Source organism: Devosia sp. Z11_6 (genome assembly GCF_058133665.1).
This window is the reverse complement of record NZ_JBYUNQ010000003.1, coordinates 24,735-48,393: the sequence shown is the minus strand read 5'-3', so window position 1 is coordinate 48,393 and position 23,659 is coordinate 24,735. Positions and strand designations below refer to the sequence as shown.

20 protein-coding genes and 1 pseudogene are annotated in these 23,659 nt (G+C 58.8%); 11 read left to right on the top strand and 10 right to left on the bottom strand.

All coding sequences use genetic code 11. The features are described from left to right. Positions 1 to 16: 16 nt before the first annotated feature. The 7 genes from AC3YMN_RS09610 to AC3YMN_RS09580 all read right to left on the bottom strand — a co-directional run bounded on the left by AC3YMN_RS09610 (position 17) and on the right by AC3YMN_RS09580 (position 9,086). Positions 17 to 2,395, bottom strand: coding sequence for a penicillin acylase family protein (locus tag AC3YMN_RS09610; RefSeq protein ID WP_489890185.1), 2,379 nt, complete (start codon positions 2,393 to 2,395; stop codon positions 17 to 19). Positions 2,396 to 3,054: 659 nt separating this feature from the next. Next, a complete protein-coding gene (locus tag AC3YMN_RS09605; protein WP_489889854.1) occupies positions 3,055 to 4,800 on the bottom strand; it encodes an ABC transporter substrate-binding protein in 1,746 nt (581 codons plus the stop codon). Positions 4,801 to 4,876: 76 nt separating this feature from the next. Continuing rightward, a complete protein-coding gene (locus AC3YMN_RS09600) occupies positions 4,877 to 5,158 on the bottom strand; it encodes a DUF2160 domain-containing protein (protein WP_127751903.1) in 282 nt (93 codons plus the stop codon). A gap of 10 nt (positions 5,159 to 5,168) precedes the next feature. Beyond that, the gene (locus tag AC3YMN_RS09595; protein ID WP_248305219.1) at positions 5,169 to 6,056 is read right to left on the bottom strand and encodes a carbohydrate ABC transporter permease; all 888 of its coding nucleotides are present in this window, start codon (positions 6,054 to 6,056) and stop codon (positions 5,169 to 5,171) included. Beyond that, on the bottom strand, positions 6,053 to 6,925 hold the full coding sequence (locus tag AC3YMN_RS09590; RefSeq protein WP_489889853.1) for a carbohydrate ABC transporter permease: 873 nt from the start codon (positions 6,923 to 6,925) through the stop codon (positions 6,053 to 6,055). Before AC3YMN_RS09590 ends, AC3YMN_RS09595 begins: the two co-directional genes overlap by 4 nt. Then, complete coding sequence (locus AC3YMN_RS09585; RefSeq protein WP_127751904.1) at positions 6,926 to 7,996, bottom strand: ABC transporter ATP-binding protein; 1,071 nt, start codon at positions 7,994 to 7,996, stop codon at positions 6,926 to 6,928. Positions 7,997 to 8,006: 10 nt separating this feature from the next. Beyond that, positions 8,007 to 9,086 carry an ABC transporter ATP-binding protein gene (locus AC3YMN_RS09580; RefSeq protein ID WP_489889852.1) on the bottom strand — a complete coding sequence of 360 codons (1,080 nt, stop codon included), beginning with the start codon at positions 9,084 to 9,086 and terminating at the stop codon, positions 8,007 to 8,009. A 714-nt stretch (positions 9,087 to 9,800) separates the two neighbouring features. Here AC3YMN_RS09580 and AC3YMN_RS09575 point away from each other — a divergent pair. Next, a complete protein-coding gene (locus tag AC3YMN_RS09575) occupies positions 9,801 to 9,989 on the top strand; it encodes a hypothetical protein (protein WP_489889851.1) in 189 nt (62 codons plus the stop codon). Positions 9,990 to 10,150: 161 nt separating this feature from the next. Here AC3YMN_RS09575 and AC3YMN_RS09570 read toward each other — a convergent pair whose 3' ends face one another. Together AC3YMN_RS09570 and AC3YMN_RS09565 are read right to left on the bottom strand one after the other, a co-directional pair. Beyond that, positions 10,151 to 10,729, bottom strand: coding sequence for a carboxymuconolactone decarboxylase family protein (locus AC3YMN_RS09570; RefSeq protein ID WP_489889850.1), 579 nt, complete (start codon positions 10,727 to 10,729; stop codon positions 10,151 to 10,153). 501 nt (positions 10,730 to 11,230) lie between these two features. Next, positions 11,231 to 11,788: a hypothetical protein gene (locus AC3YMN_RS09565; protein ID WP_489889849.1), complete on the bottom strand. Its 558-nt coding sequence runs from the start codon at positions 11,786 to 11,788 to the stop codon at positions 11,231 to 11,233. Between the two features lie 200 nt (positions 11,789 to 11,988). Between AC3YMN_RS09565 and AC3YMN_RS09560 the strand changes: the two genes are divergently transcribed. After that, a complete protein-coding gene (locus AC3YMN_RS09560; RefSeq protein ID WP_489889848.1) occupies positions 11,989 to 12,126 on the top strand; it encodes a hypothetical protein in 138 nt (45 codons plus the stop codon). A 547-nt stretch (positions 12,127 to 12,673) separates the two neighbouring features. Here the strand turns inward: AC3YMN_RS09560 and AC3YMN_RS09555 are convergent. Then, a complete protein-coding gene (locus AC3YMN_RS09555; protein WP_489889847.1) occupies positions 12,674 to 13,450 on the bottom strand; it encodes an IclR family transcriptional regulator in 777 nt (258 codons plus the stop codon). A 135-nt stretch (positions 13,451 to 13,585) separates the two neighbouring features. Here AC3YMN_RS09555 and AC3YMN_RS09550 point away from each other — a divergent pair, with 135 nt between their 5' ends. The 9 genes and pseudogenes from AC3YMN_RS09550 to AC3YMN_RS09510 all read left to right on the top strand — a co-directional run bounded on the left by AC3YMN_RS09550 (position 13,586) and on the right by AC3YMN_RS09510 (position 23,290). After that, entirely contained in the window at positions 13,586 to 14,464 is an 879-nt protein-coding gene (locus tag AC3YMN_RS09550) for a transporter substrate-binding domain-containing protein (protein WP_489889846.1), read from the top strand. Between the two features lie 80 nt (positions 14,465 to 14,544). Beyond that, a complete protein-coding gene (locus tag AC3YMN_RS09545) occupies positions 14,545 to 15,210 on the top strand; it encodes an amino acid ABC transporter permease (protein ID WP_489889845.1) in 666 nt (221 codons plus the stop codon). A 1-nt stretch (position 15,211) separates the two neighbouring features. Further along, entirely contained in the window at positions 15,212 to 15,859 is a 648-nt protein-coding gene (locus tag AC3YMN_RS09540; RefSeq protein ID WP_489889844.1) for an amino acid ABC transporter permease, read from the top strand. A 4-nt stretch (positions 15,860 to 15,863) separates the two neighbouring features. Continuing rightward, positions 15,864 to 16,643, top strand: a complete 780-nt coding sequence (locus AC3YMN_RS09535) for an amino acid ABC transporter ATP-binding protein (RefSeq protein ID WP_489889843.1) — start codon at positions 15,864 to 15,866, stop codon at positions 16,641 to 16,643. A 20-nt stretch (positions 16,644 to 16,663) separates the two neighbouring features. Continuing rightward, on the top strand, positions 16,664 to 17,125 hold the full coding sequence (locus AC3YMN_RS09530; protein WP_489889842.1) for a RidA family protein: 462 nt from the start codon (positions 16,664 to 16,666) through the stop codon (positions 17,123 to 17,125). Positions 17,126 to 17,139: 14 nt separating this feature from the next. Continuing rightward, positions 17,140 to 18,342: an aminotransferase class V-fold PLP-dependent enzyme gene (locus tag AC3YMN_RS09525; protein ID WP_489889841.1), complete on the top strand. Its 1,203-nt coding sequence runs from the start codon at positions 17,140 to 17,142 to the stop codon at positions 18,340 to 18,342. Between the two features lie 34 nt (positions 18,343 to 18,376). Beyond that, a pseudogene (locus AC3YMN_RS09520) lies at positions 18,377 to 19,573 on the top strand (aminotransferase class V-fold PLP-dependent enzyme). A 187-nt stretch (positions 19,574 to 19,760) separates the two neighbouring features. Continuing rightward, positions 19,761 to 21,614: a YobI family P-loop NTPase gene (locus AC3YMN_RS09515; RefSeq protein WP_489889840.1), complete on the top strand. Its 1,854-nt coding sequence runs from the start codon at positions 19,761 to 19,763 to the stop codon at positions 21,612 to 21,614. A 38-nt stretch (positions 21,615 to 21,652) separates the two neighbouring features. Continuing rightward, positions 21,653 to 23,290 (top strand): hypothetical protein, encoded by a 1,638-nt coding sequence (locus AC3YMN_RS09510; protein WP_489889839.1) that lies wholly within the window; start codon positions 21,653 to 21,655, stop codon positions 23,288 to 23,290. Positions 23,291 to 23,659 lie beyond the last annotated feature (369 nt).

Sequence of the window (23,659 nt, the reverse complement as noted above, 5' to 3'; positions counted from 1 at the left end):
TTTGTACCAGACTTCGTTATTCGGCCGGCTTGAGCTGCATCAGCTGGCTGGCATTCTGCTCCACCAGTGCGCGAGAATACAGCAGGGGTACGTACTCACCAGCCGCCCACAATGGCGCAAGATCTCGATAGTGCGGGCTGAACGGGTTTCCTGATTGACCGGGCGTGTTGATCGTCCGACTCGCGTCCCAATTGCCTACATCGAGCACCATGCGGAACGAGGCACCCGCCGTCACGGTAAAGTCCGTGTTGTAGCTTGCTGCCCGTGGGGTACTCCCCGAACCGCCCATTGCAAGCGGACCGACTCGCATCTGGTCCTTAAGCGCTTGGTCTGCCAAGGGGGTCAGCTCGTGCACAAACTCGGCTTGGTGCAGCTTGCCCCATGCCCATTGCGACTGGTCCGGACCGAGTAGGCCCTCAACCTCTTCAAGTGCGCTGGCCAAACTCTCGACCAGTATGGCGTCGCGGGATGCTGCTGAATCTGTGCCAAGCCGTTCATCGGGGTTTTCGAGCAGATCAAGCACCGCGCCTGTGCTTCCCGCCCCAATGATCTCGCGCGCTTCTTCCGGCGAGGCAACGGCGACGGTGGCCTTGCCTAGGTAGCGGCCAAGCCAAATCTCGTAAACAACGGCCTCCGGGCTATCCGCGTCAAGCTCAGCGTCCCAACCACGAAGTAGCTCGAGCGCCTGCATAACATTCTGCGGCGTCCCTTCTGGCACTTCTAGATCCTGGACAAGCGAGATGACCCGCCGAGCAAGCATGCTCGTATCATCCGTCTGCAGATCCATGGCGTCGGCCAGCGAGAAGCTGTCGTCCGCGCTAAGCACCTCAGCGATTCGCTGAACGCGGGAGGGGTCGGACCATTCGAAGCCAATTCGCTTTTCGTCAATCGGATAATCCGGCGGAAGGTTCATTTCGTTCGCTGTTGCGAACCAACCTTTTTCGGGATTGAATTCGACAGGCAGGTCGGCGCGGGTGAAAAAGCCCCATTCGTAGCGGCCGTCACCAGGTACCGGCATCAAGCCGTCCCAATTATCGCGTTTGGGCGTCATGCCCGCAGGCACCCAGCCGGTGTTGCCTTCCACGTCAGCATAGACCTGGTTCTCAGATGGCGTCTGAAAGCGATCCATTGCAGACAGGAACTCGTCCCAGTTCTTTGCAGCCATGTAGTCGGCAGAACCGAAATAGGCTGATGTGCCGGGCTCAAGCCACACCGTGCGCATCGCGAACGCACGATTGTTTTCCTCATCAATGTCGAGTAGGGGCCCATGGCGTGAGAACTTGAGCTGCACCGTTTCAGTGCCACCGCCCTTTACAGCAACCGTTTCCTCCATGGTCTCGAACGCCTCCCAACCGTCACCATACCGGTATTCGTTGGGGTTGTCCGGGTTGAGCTCGTAAACGTACAGGTCCTCTTGGTCGATCGCGAAGATCGTGAGCCCGAAAGCGATCGTTCCGTTGTGCCCGATCGAGATCCCGGGCAAAGCGGGCTCGCCTGCGCCAATGACCGACATGTTGGGGGCGTTTAGATGCACAATGTAACGCAGCGAGGGGGCGCCATGGGCTCTATGGGGGTCATTGGCGAGAAGTGGGCGACCCGTTTCCGTGCGCTCGGGCGACACCACCCAGTTGTTTGAGCCGATGATGTGGGTATTCGCTTCCGACTGGCGCAGGAAGGCGTCGTGATCCACCATCGCGACTCCGCCGCTGCGCGGTTGGAAACTCACATTCTGCGTAGCCAGGCTATAGAGCTTCAGAACGTCGGATGGGATGGAGCAAGGATCGAGCCCTTCGGGGACTTGCGGCTTCCATTCAGGTTCCAGCTTGCTGCGAAGCGCATCTGCTTCCAGCCCTGCAGCGCAAGTGACCTGAGCGCGGCGCACCTCCGAAGAAACATTGCGTGTTAAGCCATGGCTCCTGATGCGAACCACGTCTTCGGGGGCCCATAATGCCGGTGCGCTGTCAGAGATTTCAAACTCGACGGGCATCTCTCGCTCGCCATCGAGTATCTCCTGAACATACGCGTTGATGCCCTGAACGAAGGCTTCCGTGTAGCCTTTGGCCTTGTCACCATAGGCGGCCCATTCGGCGTCCATGTCACCCCGGTAGAGGAACAGGCGGGCTGCTTTGTCCTGTTCGAGATACTCTTTTCCGAAACTCTCAGCCAGTTGCCCCAGACCGCGTTTCCGCCACAGATCAATCTGCCAGAGCCGATCGCGTGCGGCGTTGTAGCCTTGGAGAAAAAGAGCATCCCGCTCGTTTTCGGCATAGATGTGGGAAATGCCCCAGTGATCAACTATGATCTCGGCGGGCGCTTCCAGGCCATCGATATCGTGGCTTGTCGTGCGAACAGCGGTCGACAACTCGGCAAGCGCAGGTGTCGAAACGCCCACCATCAACGCTGCCACGAGCTCGACTCGCCTCAGCCACGCATTCCCTCGCAAAGTCATCCTTGTCCTCCTCTAAAGGGCCGCTTCGTTAAGCTGCCAAAGGGAGAATGAAGGGGTTTGGAGCACCGCAACAAGCCGGCGGGGAACCCCGGAGTACGATTTCGTAAGCGCTTGTTTCCCGAATGGGAAGGAGACGACCCGTCCGCCGTATTTGGGTGGGTGGAAATCCACCCAGGAACTCGGTTTGCAGATCCGGGCCAGTTTTTGGACGCATCTCACTCTGGAGCTGTAATGGTAATCGATTTGCTTGGAAGCCCCCGTAAGTACATTCACGTTGCGGATAAGGCCGGCAGCTATCTCGCGCATAACTGCTGAATGATGCCGGCCCGCTTCCCACCCCGCTACCGCCCGGCAGCAGTCGACCCCATGTCTGTCGTTCAGTGGAATTCGCAAGTTCCCAAAGCCGCCATTCACCAGGAAGGCGCCGCTATGTATTCCTAGCCTGTGACCCTAATGATTGAGTTGATGTACTGCTTAGCAAGAGCAGGAGGTGTGCGGGGGCGTGATGTCATTGTGCACCGTTCGGGCCCGGCTGTTCAGCGGTTCAGCGGGCCCTTCACCAGTGATGAAGAGACGGCATCTTGAGATCCCGCCTCTATTTCTATCTAATTAGATGCGGCGCTAGCGTCGGCCCAGCTCTTGACCAGCTCGTCGTAATTGACGGTGATCGGCTCTTCCTTTTCGTTTTCGATCGCCAGCTGCGGGGCGAGATTGCCCTTCTGGACGGCATCGGCGTTCCAATAGGCCAGGTCATGCTCCTGGGCCAGTGCGGGTCCGATATCGGCCTGCACGCCCGCACGCTCCAGGCGCTCCATCACGCGTTCCTGTTCGGCGCAAAGGCTGTCCATGGCTTCCTGGGGTGACTTGGCCCCCGAGGACGCATCTCCGATCGCCTGCCACCACAGCTGTGCGAGCTTAGGATAGTCAGGCACGTTGGTGCCCGTGGGCGACCACTGCACGCGCGCCGGCGAGCGGTAGAATTCCACGAGGCCCCCTAGTTTAGGTGCGCGTTCGGTGAAGCTTTCGTGCCGGATGGTGGATTCACGCACAAAGGTCAGACCGACATGCGATTTCTTGACGTCCACGGTTTGCGACGACACGAACTGCGCATAAAGCCAAGCCGCCTGGGCGCGATCCATCGGAGTTGACTCTAGGATGGTCCATGAGCCCACGTCCTGGTAGCCCAGCTTCATGCCGTCCTTCCAGTAAACGCCATGCGGGGAGGGGGCAAAGCGCCATTTCGGTGTCCCATCCTCGTTCATCACCGGCAGGCCGTCTTTGACCAGGTCAGCGGTGAACGTGGTGTACATGAACATCTGCTGGGCGATCTTGCCCTGGCTCGGCACCGGTCCGGACTCCGAGAAGGTCATGCCCTGTGCTTCAGGGGGCGCATAGGCCTTGAGCCATTCCAGATATTTGGTGATGGCATAAACCGAGGCCGGTCCGTTGGTGTCGCCACCGCGCGCCACGCAGGAGCCGACTGGGCGCGAGTTCTCGTCGACCTTGATGCCCCATTCATCGACCGGCAGTCCGTTGGGAATGCCCTTGTCGCCGTTGCCGGCCATGGACAGCCAGGCGTCGGTGAAGCGCCAGCCCAGCGAAGGGTCCTTCTTGCCGTAGTCCATGTGGCCGAAGATCGGGCCTTCGCCCATGTCACGGCCGGTGAAGAACTCGGCGATGTCTTCATAGGCGCTCCAATTGACCGGCACGCCTAGATCGTAGCCATATTTCTCCTTGAACTCGGCCTGGATGGCCGGATCGTTGAACCAGTCGTAGCGGAACCAGTAAAGATTGGCGAACTGCTGGTCCGGCAGTTGGTAGAGCTCGCCATCCGGGGCTGTCGTGAAGTCGATCCCGATGAAATCGTCCAGATGCAGGTTTGGATTGGTGACGGACGCGCCATCTCCTGCCATCCAGTCGGTCAGGCTGCGTGCCTGCTTGTAGCGCCAGTGTGTGCCGATCAGGTCGGAATCGTTGACATAGGCGTCGTAGATGTTCTCGCCCGACTGCATCTGCGTTTGCAGCTTTTCGACGACGTCGCCCTCGCCGATAAGGTCATGCGTCACCTGGATACCGGTGAGCGCGGTGAAGGCTGGCGCCAAGACCTTGGATTCATATTCATGGGTCGTGATGGTTTCGGACACCACCTTGATGTCCATGCCCGCAAACGGCGCCGCCGCATCCATGAACCATTTGAGCTCCGCTTCCTGCTCCTCCCGGCTCAGCGTGGACATGTCGGCAATTTCGGCATCGAGGAACTTGATCCCTTCGTCCATGCTTTGCGCCCAGGCGGGGCTGGCCACGATCAGCGCCATCACCGCCACAGTTGATTTCAGTAGATGCCTACGCATTCGTTCATCCTCCCTTGGATTGCTATGCGGCGCCGCAGACCAGTCTTTTGGCTGTTATCTCCGGCCGGAACTCTCCCTAGACAAAGCGGAATACGCACACTGCGTAGGCCACCGATAGGGCGAGACTCCACCACAGCTCGGGCCCGAGCAGCCCCAGCCATGCAAGATTGATAAAGGCGCTGCCGAGCAGCGATATGAACAGGCGATCGCCACGCGTCGTTTCAAAGCGCAGGAGGCCGACCCTCGGACTGCCGCCCGGAACACGCCACTCCCAGATCCCCGTGCCGATCAGCAGCATCGCGATCATCCCGAAGAAGGCGGCTGTCGGCCAGGTCCACGCCATCCAGGAAAAGTCCATCGCACTCTCCTCAAACCCGGCCCAGGGCAAAGCCCTTGGCGATGTAGTTGCGAACGAAATAGATGACGAGCGCGCCCGGAATGATTGTCAGCACCCCGGCGGCCGCCAGCACGCCCCAGTCGAGCCCCGAGGCAGATACCGTGCGGGTCATGATGGCCGAAATCGGCTTGGCATCCGTTGTCGTCAGCGTGCGCGCCAGCAGCAGTTCGACCCAGGAGAACATGAAGCAGAAAAACGCAGCCACCCCGATCCCCGAAGCGATGAGCGGCATGAAGATGCGCACAAAGAACCGCGGAAATGAGTGGCCATCGATATAGGCCGTTTCATCGATCTCCTTGGGCACCCCGCTCATGAAGCCTTCCAGGATCCACACCGCGAGGGGCACGTTGAACAGGCAATGGGCCAGCGCCACGGCGATATGGGTGTCGATCAGCCCGAATGCCGAATAAAGCTGGAAAAACGGCAGGGCGAACACCGCTGGTGGCGCCATGCGATTGGTGAGGAGCCAGAAGAACAGGTGCTTGTCGCCCAGGAACCGATAGCGCGAAAAGGCATAGGCGGCCGGCAACGCCACCGCGAGCGAGATGATGGTGTTAAGCACCACATAGATGATCGAGTTGATGTAGCCCGAGTACCAGCTGGGGTCCGTGAAGATGACGCTGTAATTGCGCAGGGTGAAGTTGCGCGGCCAGAGGGTAAAGGCGCCGGTGATCTCCTGGTTGGTCTTGAAGCTCATGTTCAGGAGCCAATAGATCGGCAGCAAGAGGAAGATGATATAAAACGTGGGCACGAGCCAGCCGAGCCGCAGCGGTCGCCGCAGCCGGTTGACCGCGGCACTTGGGGCGGTAGAGCGCGCCTGGACCGTCATGGATTCCGCTGTGATCGGGCGGTCCGTCATGCATCGCTCCCTTGGCCGTAATTGGTCATCACGGTGTAGAACACCCAGCTCAGCAGCAGCACGATCAGGAAGTAGATCAACGACATGGCCGCCGCCGGGCCCACGTCGAATTGCCCGATCGCCATCTTGACCAGGTCGATCGACAGGAACGTTGTTTCATTGCCCGGTCCGCCGCCGGTCACTACGAACGGCTCGGTGTAGATCATGAAGCTGTCCATGAACCGCAGCAGGACTGCGATCAGCAGCACCCGCTGCATCTTGGGCAGTTGGATGAAGCGAAAAACACTCCAGTGCGAGGCCCCATCGATGCGCGCGGCCTGGTAATAGGCATCGGGAATGGACACCAGTCCCGCATAGCACAGCAGCACCACAAGGCTGGTCCAGTGCCACACATCCATGAGAATGATTGTCGCCCAGGCGTCGAATGGGTCCTGCACATAATTGTAGTCCACGCCCAGGCCTGAAAGACCACGCCCCAGCAGGCCGATATCCACGCGCCCGAACACCTGCCAGATCGTGCCCACCACGTTCCACGGGATCAGCAGCGGCAATGCCATCAGCACCAGGCACACCGGCACGCCCCAGCCGCGCTTGGGCATGTTGAGGGCTATGAAGATGCCAAGCGGAATTTCAACGGCCAGGATAATGGCCGAGAACAGCAGATTGCGCTGCAAGGCTTCCCAGAAACGGTCCGAGTGCAGCGTCTCGTCGAACCAGTCCAGCCCTGCCCAGAAGAACTCGTTGTTCCCGAAGGTGTCCTGGACCGAGTAATTCACCACGGTCATCAGCGGAATGATGGCCGAGAACGCCACCAGCACCAGAACGGGGAGCACCAGAAACCAGGCCTTGTTGTTCCAGGTTTTTTCCATTTACCCCTCCAGCGCCTGGCGCCAGGAATCGGCATAGATGTTTATCCCCTTGGGATCGAACATGACGCGCGGCTCGGCCGGGATCTCGTCATGTTCCGGCACGATCGCCGCTATGTCGCTCCCTTCCACCACGCCGCGCACGATCCGGTGCCGCCCAATGTCTTCCACCGTTCGCACCTGGATCGGAATGCCCTGATCCCCCACGCGCACATATTCGGGCCGGATCCCAAGCTCCATGCGTGCGCCACCCTGCGGGTGTGCTGATCGGGGCAGGCTGATCTGCTGCGAACCCAGATGCGCTGTCTGCCCCTCGAGCTTGATGGGCAGGACATTCATTCCCGGCGACCCGATGAAATAGCCGACGAAAGTATGGCTGGGCCGCTCGAACAATTCCGCCGGCGTTCCGATCTGCACGATCTGGCCCTCGAACATCACCACGACACTGTCCGCAAAGGTCAGGGCTTCGGTCTGGTCATGGGTGACGTAGACCATAGTGTAGCCAAAGCGCTGGTGCAGTTCCTTGAGCTGGCTGCGCAGCATCCATTTCATATGGGGATCGATCACCGTCAACGGCTCGTCGAAGAGGATCGCATTGACGTCCTGGCGCACGAGCCCGCGGCCAAGCGAAATCTTCTGCTTCTGGTCTGCAGTCAACCTGCGGGCGCGCTTGTGAGCCCGATCCGCCAGCCCGATGATCTCAAGCGTCTCCGACACGCGCCGCTTGATATCGGCCTCATCTACGCCACGATTGCGCAGGGGAAAGGCTAGGTTCTCGAACACCGTCATGGTGTCGTAGATCACCGGAAACTGAAACACCTGGGCAATGTTGCGCCGCTCGGTCGGCAAATCCGTCACGTCCTTGCCGCCAAACAGCACCCGCCCGCGCGAGGGCGCCACCAGGCCCGAGATGATATTGAGAAGGCTTGTCTTGCCACACCCCGATGGACCCAGCAGGGCATAGGCCCCGCCATCGGCAAAGCCATGGTGCACTTCCTTCAGCGCAAAATCATCATCGGTCTGGGGATCGGGGAGATAGGAATGGCGGATATGATCGAGATCGATGCGTGCCATGTCTCTTCCCCTATGCCGCTTCAGCCTGAATATTGCCGGCCCGCCGGCCCTGCTCGTCGAACACCATCAGCAGGCGCGGATCGAGAAAGGCCTCGATGGGTTGCCCCACGGCAAAGCTCTGCACCCCGGGCGTCAACATGATCCAGCGTGCATCCCCAAAGCGCAGGTGCACAAAGCTTTCCGATCCGGTGATCTCGATCGCTGAAACCTCGGCGCGCAACGCCGCAGCGTTCGGGCTGGATTGGCCAAGCGAAAGATGGTGCGGCTGGAACGCGATGGTGTACTCGCCATCCGCAAGCCCAAGCTCCGCCGGCACAGGCAGGGTTAATTGCTCGCCCAATATGAACTGCCCATCCATCTTGCGCGCGAGGATGGAATTGAGCGGTGGATCGGAAAAAGTGCGTGCCGTCACGAGGTCATTGGGGCGCCGGAACACATCGATGGTCCGGCCGAACTGCGTGACCCGGCCTTCCGAAAGCGTGGCCGTATTGCCCCCCAGCAGCAGGGCCTCGGACGGCTCGGTGGTCGCATAAACAAAAATGGTGCCGCTTTCAGCAAAGATGCGCGGCAACTCGGCGCGCAATTCCTCACGCAGCTTGTAGTCGAGATTGGCCAATGGCTCGTCCAGCAGCACAAGGGCGGCATTCTTGACTATCGCCCGCGCTAGGGCCGTGCGCTGCTGTTGGCCGCCCGAGAGGTTCAGCGGCATGCGGCTGAGATAAGGCGTAAGCTTCATCAGGCCCGCAGCGCGCTGCACTGCCTCGTCGATAGCTTTGCGATCGGCGCCTGCCACCCGCATGGGCGAAGCAATGTTCTCGTAAACGGTCATCGTCGGATAGTTGATGAACTGCTGGAACACCATCGCTACATCGCGCTTCTGCGGCGTCACGCCAGTCACGTCTTGTCCGTCGAAATGAATGGTGCCGCATAATGGCCGGTCAAGACCTGCCATTATGCGCATCAGGCTGGTCTTGCCCGAAAGGGTGGGACCCAGCAGGACGTTCAGTGTGCCCCGCTCCAGCTTAAGCGAGATGTCGCTCAAATGCTGCTCGGCGCCGGCCAGCTTGCCTATGTTGCGCAGCTCTAGCATGAAGCTTCACCCGGCCTTCATAAGGCAAGTCTGCACAACATCAGCCTCGTTGATGCTGAGTATCTCCACAAACCCCTCCAGTACCCTACGCCGGTTTTCCGGTCTTCAGGGACAATCATACCCGAGGCAGAGTCAGTGGCGCTGATCCATTTGATGTACCCGTCCACCTTAACAGCACGGTCAGCGAAGTACCTGGAGTTTGGGGAAGCGGTAGATCCGAGCTGTCCGTTTTCCGGTGTCGACGATTTAAAACGGACAGACCGCTTGCCACCCCATGGTAGTCGTTCCTGCTCAACGCCACGCCAAACCGTGTCGGCTTCACCCCAGCCATATGCCTGAACTTACAAAATGAAAAAACCCCGGTTCTCCGGGGTTTTACTTTGCGCTCAACGTTGAGAGCGGAACTGTTGCGTCCTTTCGTTCAACACTAACGGACGTTTCATAACCTTTGGGCGCATCTCATGATTTGAAAGTGTGCACCCGGGATGCGGAAACAGGCGGGCCTAATGTGGAAACTGTCCAGGAAACCACAATGATCAAAAAAATTGTTGGTGAATGTCGCAAAGTTCTGCCCTAGGGTCCTGGCATCCCTTTGAATTTTGATCGCTTTCTGCACCGCAGACATCTGTCGCACAAAGTTCTGGTCCGGAGTCGCGCAAAGTTCTGCCCTCGGATCCGATGTTGAGGGGGCAGATACCACCCCACCTATCCTAGATGCTCACGCCCGAAGGCACTCACGTTGGTGGCTCGGTTCAAAAGGTGCTCGACAAGTGGTCGGCGCTCGCTGAAGTCACCGGCGCTTCACGCTATGTCGGCCAGATCGAAATTGGGCGCCAGCCCTTTGGCATGGTCACAAAGGGTATTGAACTGCTTGCGACAAAGGTGGCCGAACAGCTGAGATAATGGCGAGAAAAGCGGTGTCCGGTTTCCGCGACTGCGCACCGCCAGCAGCCAGTCCGCTTTCCCAGCAAGAAGCCGTTCCGGGGCGCCGAACCAGAACAGCCGCTTTCAGGAGCTTGATCGGACTGGCTGAACGGCGGCAACGGGCCGGTTAGGCGTCTCCGTCAGCGACCGCCGACCGACAACTCGTTGCGAACGTTGGAGTCCCCGTCCAGAAACTCTGGCTCGGCTTTGGCCCCAACAGCGTCGAAGTAGCGGCTTACGAAGTTCCGGAACGAGGCGGCCAGGGCGATGTCGGCGATGTTGAGGTCGCTCAGACCGACGGCGCGCAGCGCGTCAATATTGCTTTGGGTTATGTGCGAAGCATTGATCGTGATCTGCTCGGCATAGGCCAGCATGGCTACTTGTTGTTCTGTCAGCCCGGCGTTTCGGTAGTCGCGATGCACCGCCAGCGTCTGCTCGCGCCCGATCATCGCCGAGAGCGCTTTGAAATAGACGTGAGAGCAATAGCTCGAAGGCACGTGCTTGGCCGTTATCAAGGTGATAAGGCGGAAGTTGATCAGCCCCAGAGAGAACCCGTCCCGGATCTGGTGCAGCAAATGCTCAACCGGCGGCAGAATGTCAGGTCTGGCTGACAAACATTGGGTGGCCTGCATGACACGTCCAGTTGACGCGACTTCGTTCGCATAGATCGATGCCACTTCGCCCTGGGCCTCGTCCGGCCCCACAGTCCGTATAAACATCGTCTCCTCCTTGGCTAGTGTATGCTGCTGCATTCTCTCGTGGATGAGTTCTCCTGGTACGATGTGGCATAGGGGTTGTCGAAAGTTGCCTCAGCTGTTCGTTGTAGGATGCCGGCTGCTGACGGCCCGGTTTCGGCTGAGCGCAGGCGGGCAAAGAGGTGAGCAGAAGGGCCGTAGTCGCGATCAGCATGCGGTGCGCTTGATAAAGCTGTCACGCAGAGCGTCGAGTACGAGCCCATCGTTAAAGGCGTCCTCTTGCGGAATCTCCACCTCCAGCCCTGCGCACCGATGTCCTCTACCCCCGGGGGCGTGATGATGGTGCGCGAGGCACAAAGGGCGGCAAGGCTGACGCCGCGGCGCCCGGGAGGCAGAGTAGCCGTGGTTTCCTCTTTCCTTCTGCAGGTTCGTGGCCCACTCGATGCAGCATCTATCGGGATCAGTCCGCGGCCTCGGAATGTCAATCAAGAGCACCTCTCGTCATACCGTGGCGCTCAAGAAAGACTACCAGAACATGTCGGCCTGCGCTTCTTTAGCTCTTTTGCTGGCCGGCCGTGGTGGATGAGGCGCTGGCGCGAGGGCAGCGACTTCGGACAGCCATATCTCGGCTTCACCTCGGGGTGGAGTGCCCAAGAGGGGGCCGGTGTAGGCTTCCACCCAAAATGGCTCGCCCCACGACTCCAAACCCTCTTCGTTCATTGTCTTTGACCTTACCAAGCAAAACTCGCCATCCACTTTGAGGATGACGCCCGGCAGGCAGCCATCAAGCCAAACCGCCTTGTTCGGACGCGCGAATCTGGAGATTGGCAGTTGTTTGTCCTTCGGCATCGCTTCACTCACTGAAAATACTAGTGCAGAAGCATCGCTCGGAAAAAAGAAAGTAACAAGATTAATGTGCCTTATTGACACTCTGAGCTGCCTACTAAGCGCCGGGTGTTCCACGAGCATGGGCACCTTATCAGAAGCCTGCGGGGGATTGAGGGCAACAGCATTCCCGTAATGATATCTGCGAAGCGCCTGAGGTTGTTTGGTGGAGAGGTCGCCACTGAGCGAGGCGTGCAACGCTCGAGATCGATCTTTTCCAATACCTGCGGCAATGGACCGGCAGAAATTTCGAGCGAGTTTAATCGCGCGAGGCTGCCGAGGGTTGCTTGAAAGCCTTCAAGCGGCTGATTTAACAATGGAAGCCTACGGCTCTGCAGGCCGCGGCGCTTCTCGACGTGTCAAAGGGGCACCTGGGAGCGCATGAAGCAGGAGGGTAAGTGCAAGCCCTCAGCCAGGATCAAGTCACCCGGGTCTCCGCAATGCTCGGCATCTACAAGGGGCTTCATCTGTTGATCGCCCATGACATGGCGGATCGCTGGCCAGGATTGCACAACAAAGGCACCGTGCCGGGATGAGCCCAATCGCCTCCATTCTCAAAGGCGGCATCCTCCAAATGTTGCGGGCTCGGTGCTATCTCCAGGCCGTCCACGCGGGGTTGTGATCGGCGTTGAACGGTTGGCCGGTCGTCACAGAGGCTTTTCCCAAGATCATCCAACTGGTGAGGACGGCGCGGCTGTGTTGAAGCCGCTTGTCTAGGGCGAGGATGATGATTTTGCCATTCACGCCCAGATCGCAGTGCCCGCTGCCGCTTGGACTGGAGGGGCAATCCAGAACCAACGATCCAAGGTCGCTGTGATGGCTCCGAAACTGACTACAGGTGGCTATATCGAAGGGCAGGGTAGGGGCCGATAGAAGACCGTCAGCTTCTAGGTACAAGGGATCAAAAGCGGCCGTTCGATGTTGAGGCTGCAAGATGGGCTGACCCCCATTGTAATCCCGAATCCAAGTATGTTCGCGAAAATCACTCAGTGATCTGTTCAGTTTGCCAGAGGCACAACCTGAGGGCTTTCAGCGCAAAGCACAACGGCCTCAACTTACTCCGCTACTTGTTTGCAGACGGGCCTAAGTATCAATGGATAAGTTGCGACTGCTGGAAATTAGCATTCGCTGCACCTCAGCCCGATGTTCATTGGAGATATCCATGGGCAGCACCAGGCAGATCGTGGCTTGCACCTCCCCGTTCACGCCGAAAATTGGCGACGCCAGGCATTGGGTGAAGCTGTTGATCAGCCCGCTCGTTGCTACGATTGTGCTGCCGCGGGCACGGATACAATCCTCAACGAAATCCTCCATGCTGACGATGCGCTTGTCAGGAAGGACCAGATCTTCGGGCAGCACCAGAGCTTCGATCTCAGCAGGCGTCATATGGGCTAGCAACAGACGGCCGGAAGCAGTCCAAGGGAGCGGTATCTGCCCACCGGCCTGAGAACTGATGCGCATTGGCCGGGATCCCGGATGTGTATGAACGATCGCCTGCCGATTCCGGTTCAGCACGCAAAGTTCACTAGTCTCACCTGTTAATCGAGATAAGGCGTCAACCTCGGCAGAGCCGCGCTGGATCAGTTCGTTTTCCCGCATGTAATTGATGCCGTAGAGATACATAAGCTTGCCGAAATAAACCTTGTTATCCTCGCCGGAGAGTTCGAGAATTCCGGATTCTGTCAGCACCCGGACGAGCTCGTAAATAGTCGAACGCGGAGCGCCGAGGGCTTTAGGCAGCTCGGCCAAGCGCAACGGCCGCCCGCATTCATGCAGAAAAGCGAGCAATTTGAGCACCCGGTCGACGCCGCGCTCGCGGCTTCCCAACGGCTTGCCATCCATCATCCCCGGTTCGCCCATTGCTCGTGCTGCAGCATCCCTATTGCAAACCGCAGATATTGTAATTAGCGTCTCAAATATCGGAATACTGTCCGATATACAAGACAAACTCGTGTAGGCAAGTTCCGACGAGATGGTATCGCAATGGAGGCGAAGATGACGGACGTTTCTAGACGCAGGGAATTTCTGAAGATCGGAATGACTGGCGCCGCACTCGCAGGCGGCATGGGGCTGGTGGCTCTCAGCGCCCAACAAGCCGCCGCTCAGTCCGCCAGTGACAGCCTGCTGCGCACCATCATTGAGCGTGGCCGCCTTATTGTCGGCACCGGCAGCACCAATGCGCCCTGGCACTTCGAGAACGAAGCTGGCGAACTGGTCGGCATGGACATCACCATGGGTAAAATACTCGCCAAGGCGTTGTTCGACGACGAAACCAAGGTTGAGTTTGTGCTGCAGGATGCGGCGCAACGCGTCCCTAACGTAGTCACCGGCAAGGTCGATATCTCGATTCAGTTTATGACCATGTCTGGCGCTCGCGCTCAGATCATTGCCTTTGCCCGCCCCTACTACGTCGAGGGTGTTTCGCTGCTGACCAGCCCCCGTGGCACGATGAAGAGCTTTGATGAATTGCTCGCCGGCGGTGCCAACACCCGCGTTTCGATCCTGCAGAATGTTGATGCGGAAGAAGGCGTGCACGAGGTTCTGCCTGAGGCCCAGGTGATGCAAATTGACACCCAAGCCAACGTCATTCAAGCGCTCGAAGCGGGCCGAGTCGACGCGGCGGCCGTTGATCTGTCCACTGTGAAATGGCTAGTAGCGCGTAATCCCGACCGGTACGTGGACAGCGGCAAGTCTTGGCGCGCTATGCTCTACGGGGCTGCCCTACGGCAGGGCGACCTTGACTGGCTTAATTTCGTCAACACTGCTTTCACAATCGCGATGTTCGGTCATGAAACGGCCCTCTACGATGCCGCCTTCAAGGAGTATTTTGGCCTCGACGCCCCCGTACGCACTCCCGGTTTCCCGACAATTTAGCCCGCAACAACCAGCCAGCGGCTTGCTCGCTGGCTGCCGATTTCCGGGAGTTGCGGACACATAGGTGAATGGCAGGCGGCATGGGATATCAACTAAGCTTCAACCAGATCTGGACCAATTTCGACAAACTGGCTGAAGGCCTGCTGCTGAGTCTGTGGCTCGCCTTCATTTCTATCCTGATCGGTGCAGTCATCGGTCTGGTGCTAGCTATCTGGTATGTCTCGGCCGGTCGTATCGCGCGCACCGTTATTTCCGGGTATGTGGAGTTTATCCGCAACGTGCCGTTGTTGCTGCTCGTTTATCTCGTCTTTTATGGCCTCCCGACCGCGGTCAATATCTCTTACAGCCCCCCAGTCTCGTTTGTCGCCACCCTGTCGCTTTATTCCGGTGCTTACCTCGTGGAAGTGTTCCGCTCCGGGTTGGAAGCCGTGCCCAAGGGGCTGCTGGATGCCGGCAAGGCAATTGGCCTGACGCCTTGGCAGCGCCTGCTGTATGTGCGTCTGCCCACCATGACGCGCATCACGCTGCCGGCGCTGTCTAATACCTTCATCTCACTGTTTAAGGACACATCCATCGCTTCGGTGATCGCCGTGCCCGAACTCACCTATGGAGCACAATGGATCAACAACAAGACCTTCAGAATCGTCGAAGTCTATGCGGTCACCACTGTGCTGTATGTCGTCACCGGCTATCTCATACTGTTCGGGCTAAGACAGCTTGAGCGGCGCTTCAGAGTGGAGCGCTGACATGGACGCAGTCGTTTATTCCCTGCCCTACCTAATGAACGGCCTGGGCATAACCTTGCTGGTTTCAGGGATCGTCGTGGCCCTGTCGTTGGTGGTCGGCGTGCTGCTCGGCATAGGGCTGATCTATGGTCCAAGGCCGCTGCGCTGGCTGATCCGGCTGCTCAGCGACTGCATTCGTGGCATCCCGATCCTGGTACTGATCTTCGTTGTCTACTACGGCCTACCTCCTTTGGGGCTCAATCTGAGCTCATTCTGGGCGGCCGTACTGGCCCTCACGGTGTTCAAATCAGCACATGTCATCGAGTATGTCCGCGGCGCCGTAGGGTCCATTCCCCGCGGCCAGATGGAAGCCGGCATGGCCATAGGACTAATTTTTCCGCAGCGCCTGCGCTATGTGATCTTCCCTCAGGCTATGCGCCGCTTTCTACCCCCATGGCTCAATGGCGTCACGGATGCGGTCAAGGGCAGTGCCCTAGTCTCACTCCTTGGCGTGGTCGACCTGATGCAGGCCATCAACCAGGTCATCGGACGCACTTATGAGCCGCTACCGCTCTATATCTTGGGCGCCCTTATGTATTTCGCGATCAACTACAGCCTGTCCACCCTGAGCAAGGTGCTGGAACGGCGCTATTCATATATTCGGGAGTGACCGCATGAGCGCGACCAGCCTTTTGCAGATCGGTAAGCTAAGCAAGTCCTTCGCCAGCAACCAAGTGCTCAAATCCATCGATCTCAACGTCGCTGCCGGCGAGGTTGTCAGCATCATCGGCCCGTCGGGCAGCGGCAAGACCACCCTCTTGCGCTGCGTCAATTTTCTTGAAGCTTATGATGGCGGCTCAATCCAGATCGACGGCCGCGAAGTGGGATATGTCGATAGCGCCGGCCTCAAACGTCGGGGCGAAATAGACCTCGCTGGCATGCGCGCGGAAACCGGCATGGTGTTTCAAAGCTTCAACTTGTTCCCACACCTGACCGCCGAACAAAACGTCATGCTTGGCCTGAGGCGGGTGCGCAAGAAACCCCTCAGGGAGGCCCAGGAAATAGCGCGCCACTGGTTGTCCCGCGTCGGGCTAGCGCACAAGGCGCAGGCATTGCCATCCGAGCTGTCCGGCGGCCAGCAACAACGCGTCGGCATTGCACGCGCCGTGGCTATGGATCCCAAGATCCTGCTGCTTGATGAAATCACCTCCGCGCTCGATCCGGAACTGGTCAACGAAGTGCTCGATGTCGTTCGCCAACTCGCCAAGGACGGCATGACTATGCTGATGGTGACCCACGAGATCGCCTTTGCCCGGGACGCCAGCCATCGCATCGTTTTCATGGCCGATGGACTTGTCTCCGCTGAGGGGGCCCCCGACGCCCTAATGGCCGAGGTCGCGACCAATGAGCGTCTGCGCAACTTTCTGTCGCGCTTCAGCAGCACTGCCCACTAAAAGATCGAAAGAGAAACGCAATGCCCCCCTCGGCGCGCCTTGAAACGCTTGGCTTGCAATTGCTACCTGTGCCCACCCCTATCGGCAACTTCCGGAACTACATTCATACCGGATCGCTGATTTTTATTTCCGGTCAAGGTCCGCGCGAGCGCGACGGTACTCTTCATACCGGCAAGGTCGGCGCGGACGTCACCGTGGCGGCGGCTTACCAGCATGCTAGGCTGACCGGCCTGAACCTGCTTTCCGTGCTGGCTGATGCCGTCGGCGACCTCAGCGAGGTGAGCCAGGTAGTCAAGCTGTTAGGCCTGGTCAACGCGACCGACAGCTTCACCGGCCACCCTGATGTCATCAACGGTTGCTCGGACCTTCTAACCGCCGTTTTTGGCGATATCGGCCAGCATGCCCGCTCGGCCATCGGAGTAGCCTCCCTCCCCAACAATATCACGGTCGAGATCGAAGCCATTTTCGAGCTGCGCGCCTAGAGAAGGTCACCACTATGGCGTCGATCATCAACGACCGCAGCAATACTCCGATCCGTGAGCGGCTTGGCCTGCGCCCTATCATCAATGTTTCGGGCACCATGACAGCGCTGGGCGCCTCCATCATGGTGCCGCAGGCTATCCACGCGATGGTCGAAATTGCGCCCCAGTTCGTGGAAATCGATGACCTGCAGCGGCTCGCCAGCGCGACTGTAGCCCGTGTAACCGGCGCAGAAGCCGGCTTCATCACCGCGTCGGCTGCTGGCGGCATCGTTATGGCCGTCGCCGCAGCCATAACCGGAGAAAACCTCCTGGGCATCGAGCGCCTGCCGCTCGACACAACCGGGCTCAAGCACGAAGTCATCCTGCAGCTCGGTCATGATGTGGGCTATGGCAACAGCATCGACCAGGCGATCCGCCTCGCCGGAGGCACACCGGTTTTTGCTGGAACGGTCAGTTCAACCCAGCCGTATCAGGTGGCGGACGCCATCACCGACTCTACCGCCGCAGCCATCTACGTAGTTGCCCATTCCACCATTGCTTATGGCATGCTTTCGCTACCCGAATTTGTGTCGATCTGCCATGCTAAAGGCGTGCCGGTGATCGTCGATGCCGCCTCCGAATATGACTTCCGCGGCTTCATCGCTCAAGGGGCTGACCTCGCCATTTATAGCGGCCACAAGTTTCTAGGCGGGCCGACATCCGGCATCGTTGCTGGACGCAAGAGCCTGGTGCGATCGGGTTATCTGCAGAACCGCGGTGTTGGACGTGGCATGAAGGTGGGCAAGGAAACCATTGCCGGCGTCATGGCCGCGCTTGAAGCTTGGGAAGAGCGGGACCACGCCGGTATCCGGGCGGCAGAGCAAGCCGCGCTCCAGCGCTGGCTAACCGCACTTGCCGGTAAGCGCGGTATCGAAGCCCGCCTCACGCCCGACCCCACCAGCAATCCGCTGGACCGGCTGGAAATCCGTGTCCTGCCCACCAGCGGCTTTAGCGCCTACGGGCTGGCGTCGGCGCTGGCAAGTGGTTCGCCCCCGATCATGGTTCGGGGCCATCAGGCGGAACGGGGAATTTTCTGGCTCGATCCCTGCAATCTCCATCCCGGCGAGGCGGAAATCGTCGCCATCCGCCTCGGCGAGCTTCTAGACGCCCCGCGCCCTTCAGACGCGATGGCGGTCCCGGTCAAATCCTCTGTCGGCATCCTGAAGTGGCCCGACTAGCCCGCTATTCTCCCTCACATTTGGAGGTTCCGTCGTGCCTAATGATATTCGTCAGGATTTGGGGCTGTGCCAGGTCATCAATGTGTCGGGCACCATGACAGCGCTGGGAGCCTCAATCGTAACGCCCGAAGCTATCGATGCTATGTCTCGCAGTCTAAGCCAGTTCTTTGAAATGACCGCCTTGCACAAACAGGCAAGCAAAGTCATCGCCGAGATGACCGGCGCCGACGCTGGTTTCGTTACGGCGTCCTGCGCTTCAGGGATCACGCTTGCCGTGGCAGCTGCCATCACCGGTCCAGACCTGCTGGCCATCGAGCGCCTACCGGACACCGGTGAGCTCAAGAACGAAGTGGTCATACTGTCCGGCCACATGATCAGCTTTGGTGCCCCCGTTGAGCAGATGATCCGCTTGTCGGGTGCCAAGGTCGTGCCGGTGGGGCAAGCCACCTCCGCATCAGCATACCAGCTGAATGCCTCTATCACCGCGAACACTGCGGCGGCGGTTTTCGTGATTTCCCATCATGTAGTCGATTACGCCCAAGTGCCTCTGAAGACCTTCATCGATGTGTGCCACGACAGGGGTATTCCGGTGATTGTCGATGCGGCATCCGAATATGACCTAACTACGGTGCTGGCCATGGGCGCTGATGTTGTGATCTGGTCAGGCCACAAATTTCTGGGCGGCCCCACCTCCGGCATTGTCGCCGGCCGCAAGGACCTAGTCCGTGCGACTTATCTGCAGAACCGGGGCATCGGCCGTGGCATGAAGGTGGGCAAGGAGAGCATTGTAGGCGTCATGTCAGCAATGACCGCCTGGAAGACCCGCGATCACGAAGGTATCCGAGCCCGCGAACGCGCCGCGCTCGAGGTGTGGAACCAGGCTCTTACGGGAAAACCGGGGATTACTGCCACAATCGTTCCTGATCCGACCAACAATCCTCTTGACCGAATGAAGGTCAAGGTTAATCCGCAGGAAGCCCATATCTCCGCGTAGGACCTAGCTAGTCGCCTCGCTGGCGGCGACCGCCCGGTCATCGTGCGCGGTCATGAAATCGAGCATGGCCACTTCTTCCTCGATCCCTGCAACTTGCATCCCGGACAGGAATTCACGGTGGCGGAACGCTTAATCGAGGAGCTGGGGAAAGCTGCCATGTCCAACGAGATCACCGAAACTCCGATTGAAGAGGTCTGGCTGGCGCGCGAAGCTGGCATCTTGACCTGGCCCGATTGAGCATCAAGGTGTTCAGAAAGGCTGCATTGTCGCCAATCTGCGCCTTGGCCGTCTGCTCGTTCCCCTAAATAAAACTCGCCGCCAGCTCACAATGCCTACTTGCCACGGCAGAATGACTGACTTGCCGCCGCTTTGACGCGGGGGCAAGTCCGGAGCCGGCGCAAAGCTCCGCAAGGCAAGACCGGCAGTGGCGCCGGATGCGAGGTTCGTCGATCTCGCGCCGAAAGAACTCTCTGACGGAGCAGAGATCTACCTGGATGCGCTCAATGCCGCGATCCTAAAGGACGACGTGCTCAACATCGCGCTTACCGGTCCTTACGGTTCCGGCAAGAGCAGCGTCATCAAGACCTTTCTCGCGCAGTACAAGACTCCGTATCTGCAGCTTTCCTTGGCGTCGTTCGTGCCGGACGGTGCGAAGAAGGATGGAGGGGAGGCTGACGGTGTGACGAAGCAGGAGATCGAACGCAGCATCCTCCAGCAGATCCTCTATGGGGTCGACGCGGACAAGCTCCCGTTCTCCCGCTTCAAGAGGATCAAGGTTCCAAAACGGATCTCGATCGGGACGTCGCTTATCATCACTGTCGGGCTGATCTGTGGCTGGTACCTATTCAGCAAACAGAGCGAGATCCTGGCAGGGACGTTCTTCGAGCCGTTCAAATGGTTCAATTATTGCAGCGCGTTGGCCGTCGGCGCTCTTGCCTGGAAGGCGATCCACGGAGCATACACGAACAGTCTCGGACTCTCTCTGAAGAGTATATCCCTGAAGGACGTGCAGATCGCCCCGGCTGCGGCGGACCACGAATCCATCCTCAACAGACACCTGGACGAGATCCTGTACTTCTTCCAGTCCACGAAATACGACCTAGTCGTCATCGAGGACCTGGACCGCTTCGAGAACCCCGATATCTTCGTTTCCCTCAGGGAGATCAACGGGCTCATCAACGCGAATGAGGGTATCAAGCGCCGGGTGAGGTTCCTGTACGCGTTGCGCGACGACATATTCGTCAACACGGATCGGACCAAGTTTTTCGAATTCATCGTGCCGATCGTTCCGGTCATCAACCATTCGAACTCGATCGATAAATTCCTCGAACATAGCCAGCGTATCGGCCTGGAAGGCCTGGATCTTCAGTTCCTCCGCGAGGTTTCCCGCTATCTGAGCGATCTCCGCCTGATTCAGAACATCGTCAATGAGTACGTGGTCTATGACGCCAAACTCACGGCCGACGAAGATGGGCGCCTGGACGCGAACAAGCTCCTGGCGATCCTCATTTACAAGAATGTCATGCCCAAGGATTTCGCTGCGCTGCACCGGCAGGAGGGCGTGCTGGCCACGGTTCTAAGGCGGCATGATGAGTTCCTTGCGAAGGCCGAGCAGAAAATCCGTGGTGAAATCGCGCAGATCAAAGCGCGTATCGCGACCGGGGACGAGCAAGAGCTTAGAGACGAAGCCGACCTGCGCAAGGTCTACGCGATGGCCGTGATCGAGCGTCTCCCTGAGAACGCGCAGCAGCTTTTCATCCAAGATGTTGCCGTAAGGATGGGCCAGCTCACGGAAGACGGCGTGCTGGAGGAGCTCCTCCAGAAGAAGAAGCTATCGGTGAACACCCAGAGGCAAGGTTATTACCCAAGCCGCGTACCTCTGGATCTAGCGGACCTCGAGTCCTCCGTGGATCCGACTCGATTTTTCGAAGACCGAAAGGCCGACATTGGGAACAAGTCAGCCAAGTTCCGCAGAGAGTCCGAGAAGCTGATAAGCGAGCTCGAGACCAAGGTGTCCTCTCTACGTACCCGAAGATTCAACGAGGTCGTTCGCGAGAGCCCAAGGCTGATCGATCAGGTGTTCGCCGAGATTGCTGAGAACGTAGATCTCCTCAAGTACCTGGTACTTGAGGGCTACATCGACGATACCTACTACCAGTACATATCACTGTTCCACAGCGGGCGCTTGTCTCCGAAAGACAACAGCTTCCTAATCAAGATCCGCGCCTATAACACTCCACCTCCAGACTTTCCGTTGGACAACGTTGCCGAGTCGTAGCCTCGATGCGGCCAGGAGACTTCGGTCAAGCGTATGTGTTGAATCGCTCGATCGTTGATCATCTGTTCTCTGACGAGTCGGCCAATGCGCCACGCATAGCCGCCGCCGTAGGGTTCATCTCCACCAAGTTCCAGGCGTGCGGTGACTTCTTCCGCACCTACTACGTATCAGGCACCCACGTAGACAGGCTTGTCAGGACGGTTCTGACCAAGTGGCAGAATTTCGCCTCTGCAGTTATCGATGAGAGTGATGGACCGTCGCACGTCGTCCGTATTCTTGCCCACGCATCCGATGAGGTGTTGCGGCGCCCGACAAGCAAAGAGGCACTGAGCAAGTTCCTCGCCGCCAATGCAGATCGCGTGCTAGCGGAACGGGTGGATTTTAGCCTTAGCCTCCTTCGCTCCTTGGAAGTCGAGATTGATCAAGTCGAGAAGCTAGTGGAGTTCCCGGACGCGCTGTCGTTCGTCGCGCAGGAAGGTCTCTACCGCATCTCAATCGACAACCTCGCATGCATAGTTCGCCACCTCTCTGGCGAAGATATGATGGAGGCGCTAGAGAAGCGGCACCTCTCCACGTTGAACGAAGTGAACGACACGGCGCTGCTAAAGCGCATCGATTCGGATTTCTCTACCTATGTGAGCGACGTCCTCTTAGGCTCGGCGACGAACACCGAGGAGGGGGTTTCGGCTATAGTGCAGGTGCTAGAGCGTGAGGACGTCGAGCACGATGTGCGTGCAGATTTCCTTAGCAGGCAGACAGTCACCTTCTCGAGTCTGAACGATGTTCCCCCTGAGTTTCAACGGATGGCACTGACGGGGCATCATGTCGAAGCGACTTGGGGTAATTGCCTGCAGTTCATGTCCTCGGAATTCTACGATGCGGGCGTCCTCACGGCGTATATTCAGACCAATAAGGCGGCGGCAACGCTATCGCGGCAGCCAATTCCCAGCGGCGATCCAGCACTGGTTCTGCGGCAGTTTGTGGTTGGGAACAACGCGCTCGGACACGAATTCTATCGGACGTACGTTCGCCTGCTTCCAAGGCACTTCTGCGCTTTCCAGGAGGTAGAAGCTAGCAAGACCAAGATCTTGATCGAGGAACGAAAGGTCGCGTTCACGCCCGCTAATTTCCAGCACCTCGAAGATGTGGAGCTACGAGTCCAGTTCCTTGCGCTGAACTTCGACGCTTATGCCGCTGCCAAGTCGGAATACGCGATCGACGACCACTTCAGGAGCAAGCTCCTTCACGCCTCAACCACGGATGCGCAGAAGCTCAATGTCCTTGCCGATGTCGATGAGGCATATGTTGCGGGTACGCCATCCTTGGCTGCGGTCGTCGGACCACTGCTCGCCAGGACGCTTGCGGCACCCGTCGACTTTGGCGCCGAGTTCATCAAGGCAGTCGTACTTCGGTCCGAGAACACCCTGACCAAGCTGACCCTTCTCAACAGGATGCACCCCGCGCTGTCTGTGCCCGAGATCCGCGACGTCCTCAGGGCTATGCCGATGCCGTATCAAGATATCGCCACGTTCGGCAAGGCGCCGAAGCTTGAAGACAACGAGCTCAATCGCCAGTTGGCCGGCTGGCTCAAGGAGCGCGAGGTGATCTCGTCGGTCACGGAAACTTTTCTTGGCGGAGAGATTCGGATCAACACGTTCAGGAAGGAGCCGGAGTGATCTGGCGGGACGCGAGGTCCCGCTACAGAAGGCTATTTCCTGGAGGCTCTTGTCAGGTGCCGGGGCTGCTGGCCTGGTCGGGGCGTCAGGACGGAATTCCGCGGCCACACCGGCTCGGCGTCGTTCGACGCGCATCGGAACTCTTTGAATGCTCGGCTCCCCTGATCGCGCTCGCAGGCTTCGCGAATTGATGCCCGCTTATCAACGCCCCATAGCCAGGTCTTCGCCCAACCGGCGTCAGCCATGCCTTCTTGGCGCTGGTCGGCATACCTTTCATGCGGCCGCGTGAGTTTCGGGCGCTAGCGTCGGCGCTGAACGAGGTGCCGGACAAATTCATCGCGGCGCAATTATTCAAGGCGCGGTGGGGAA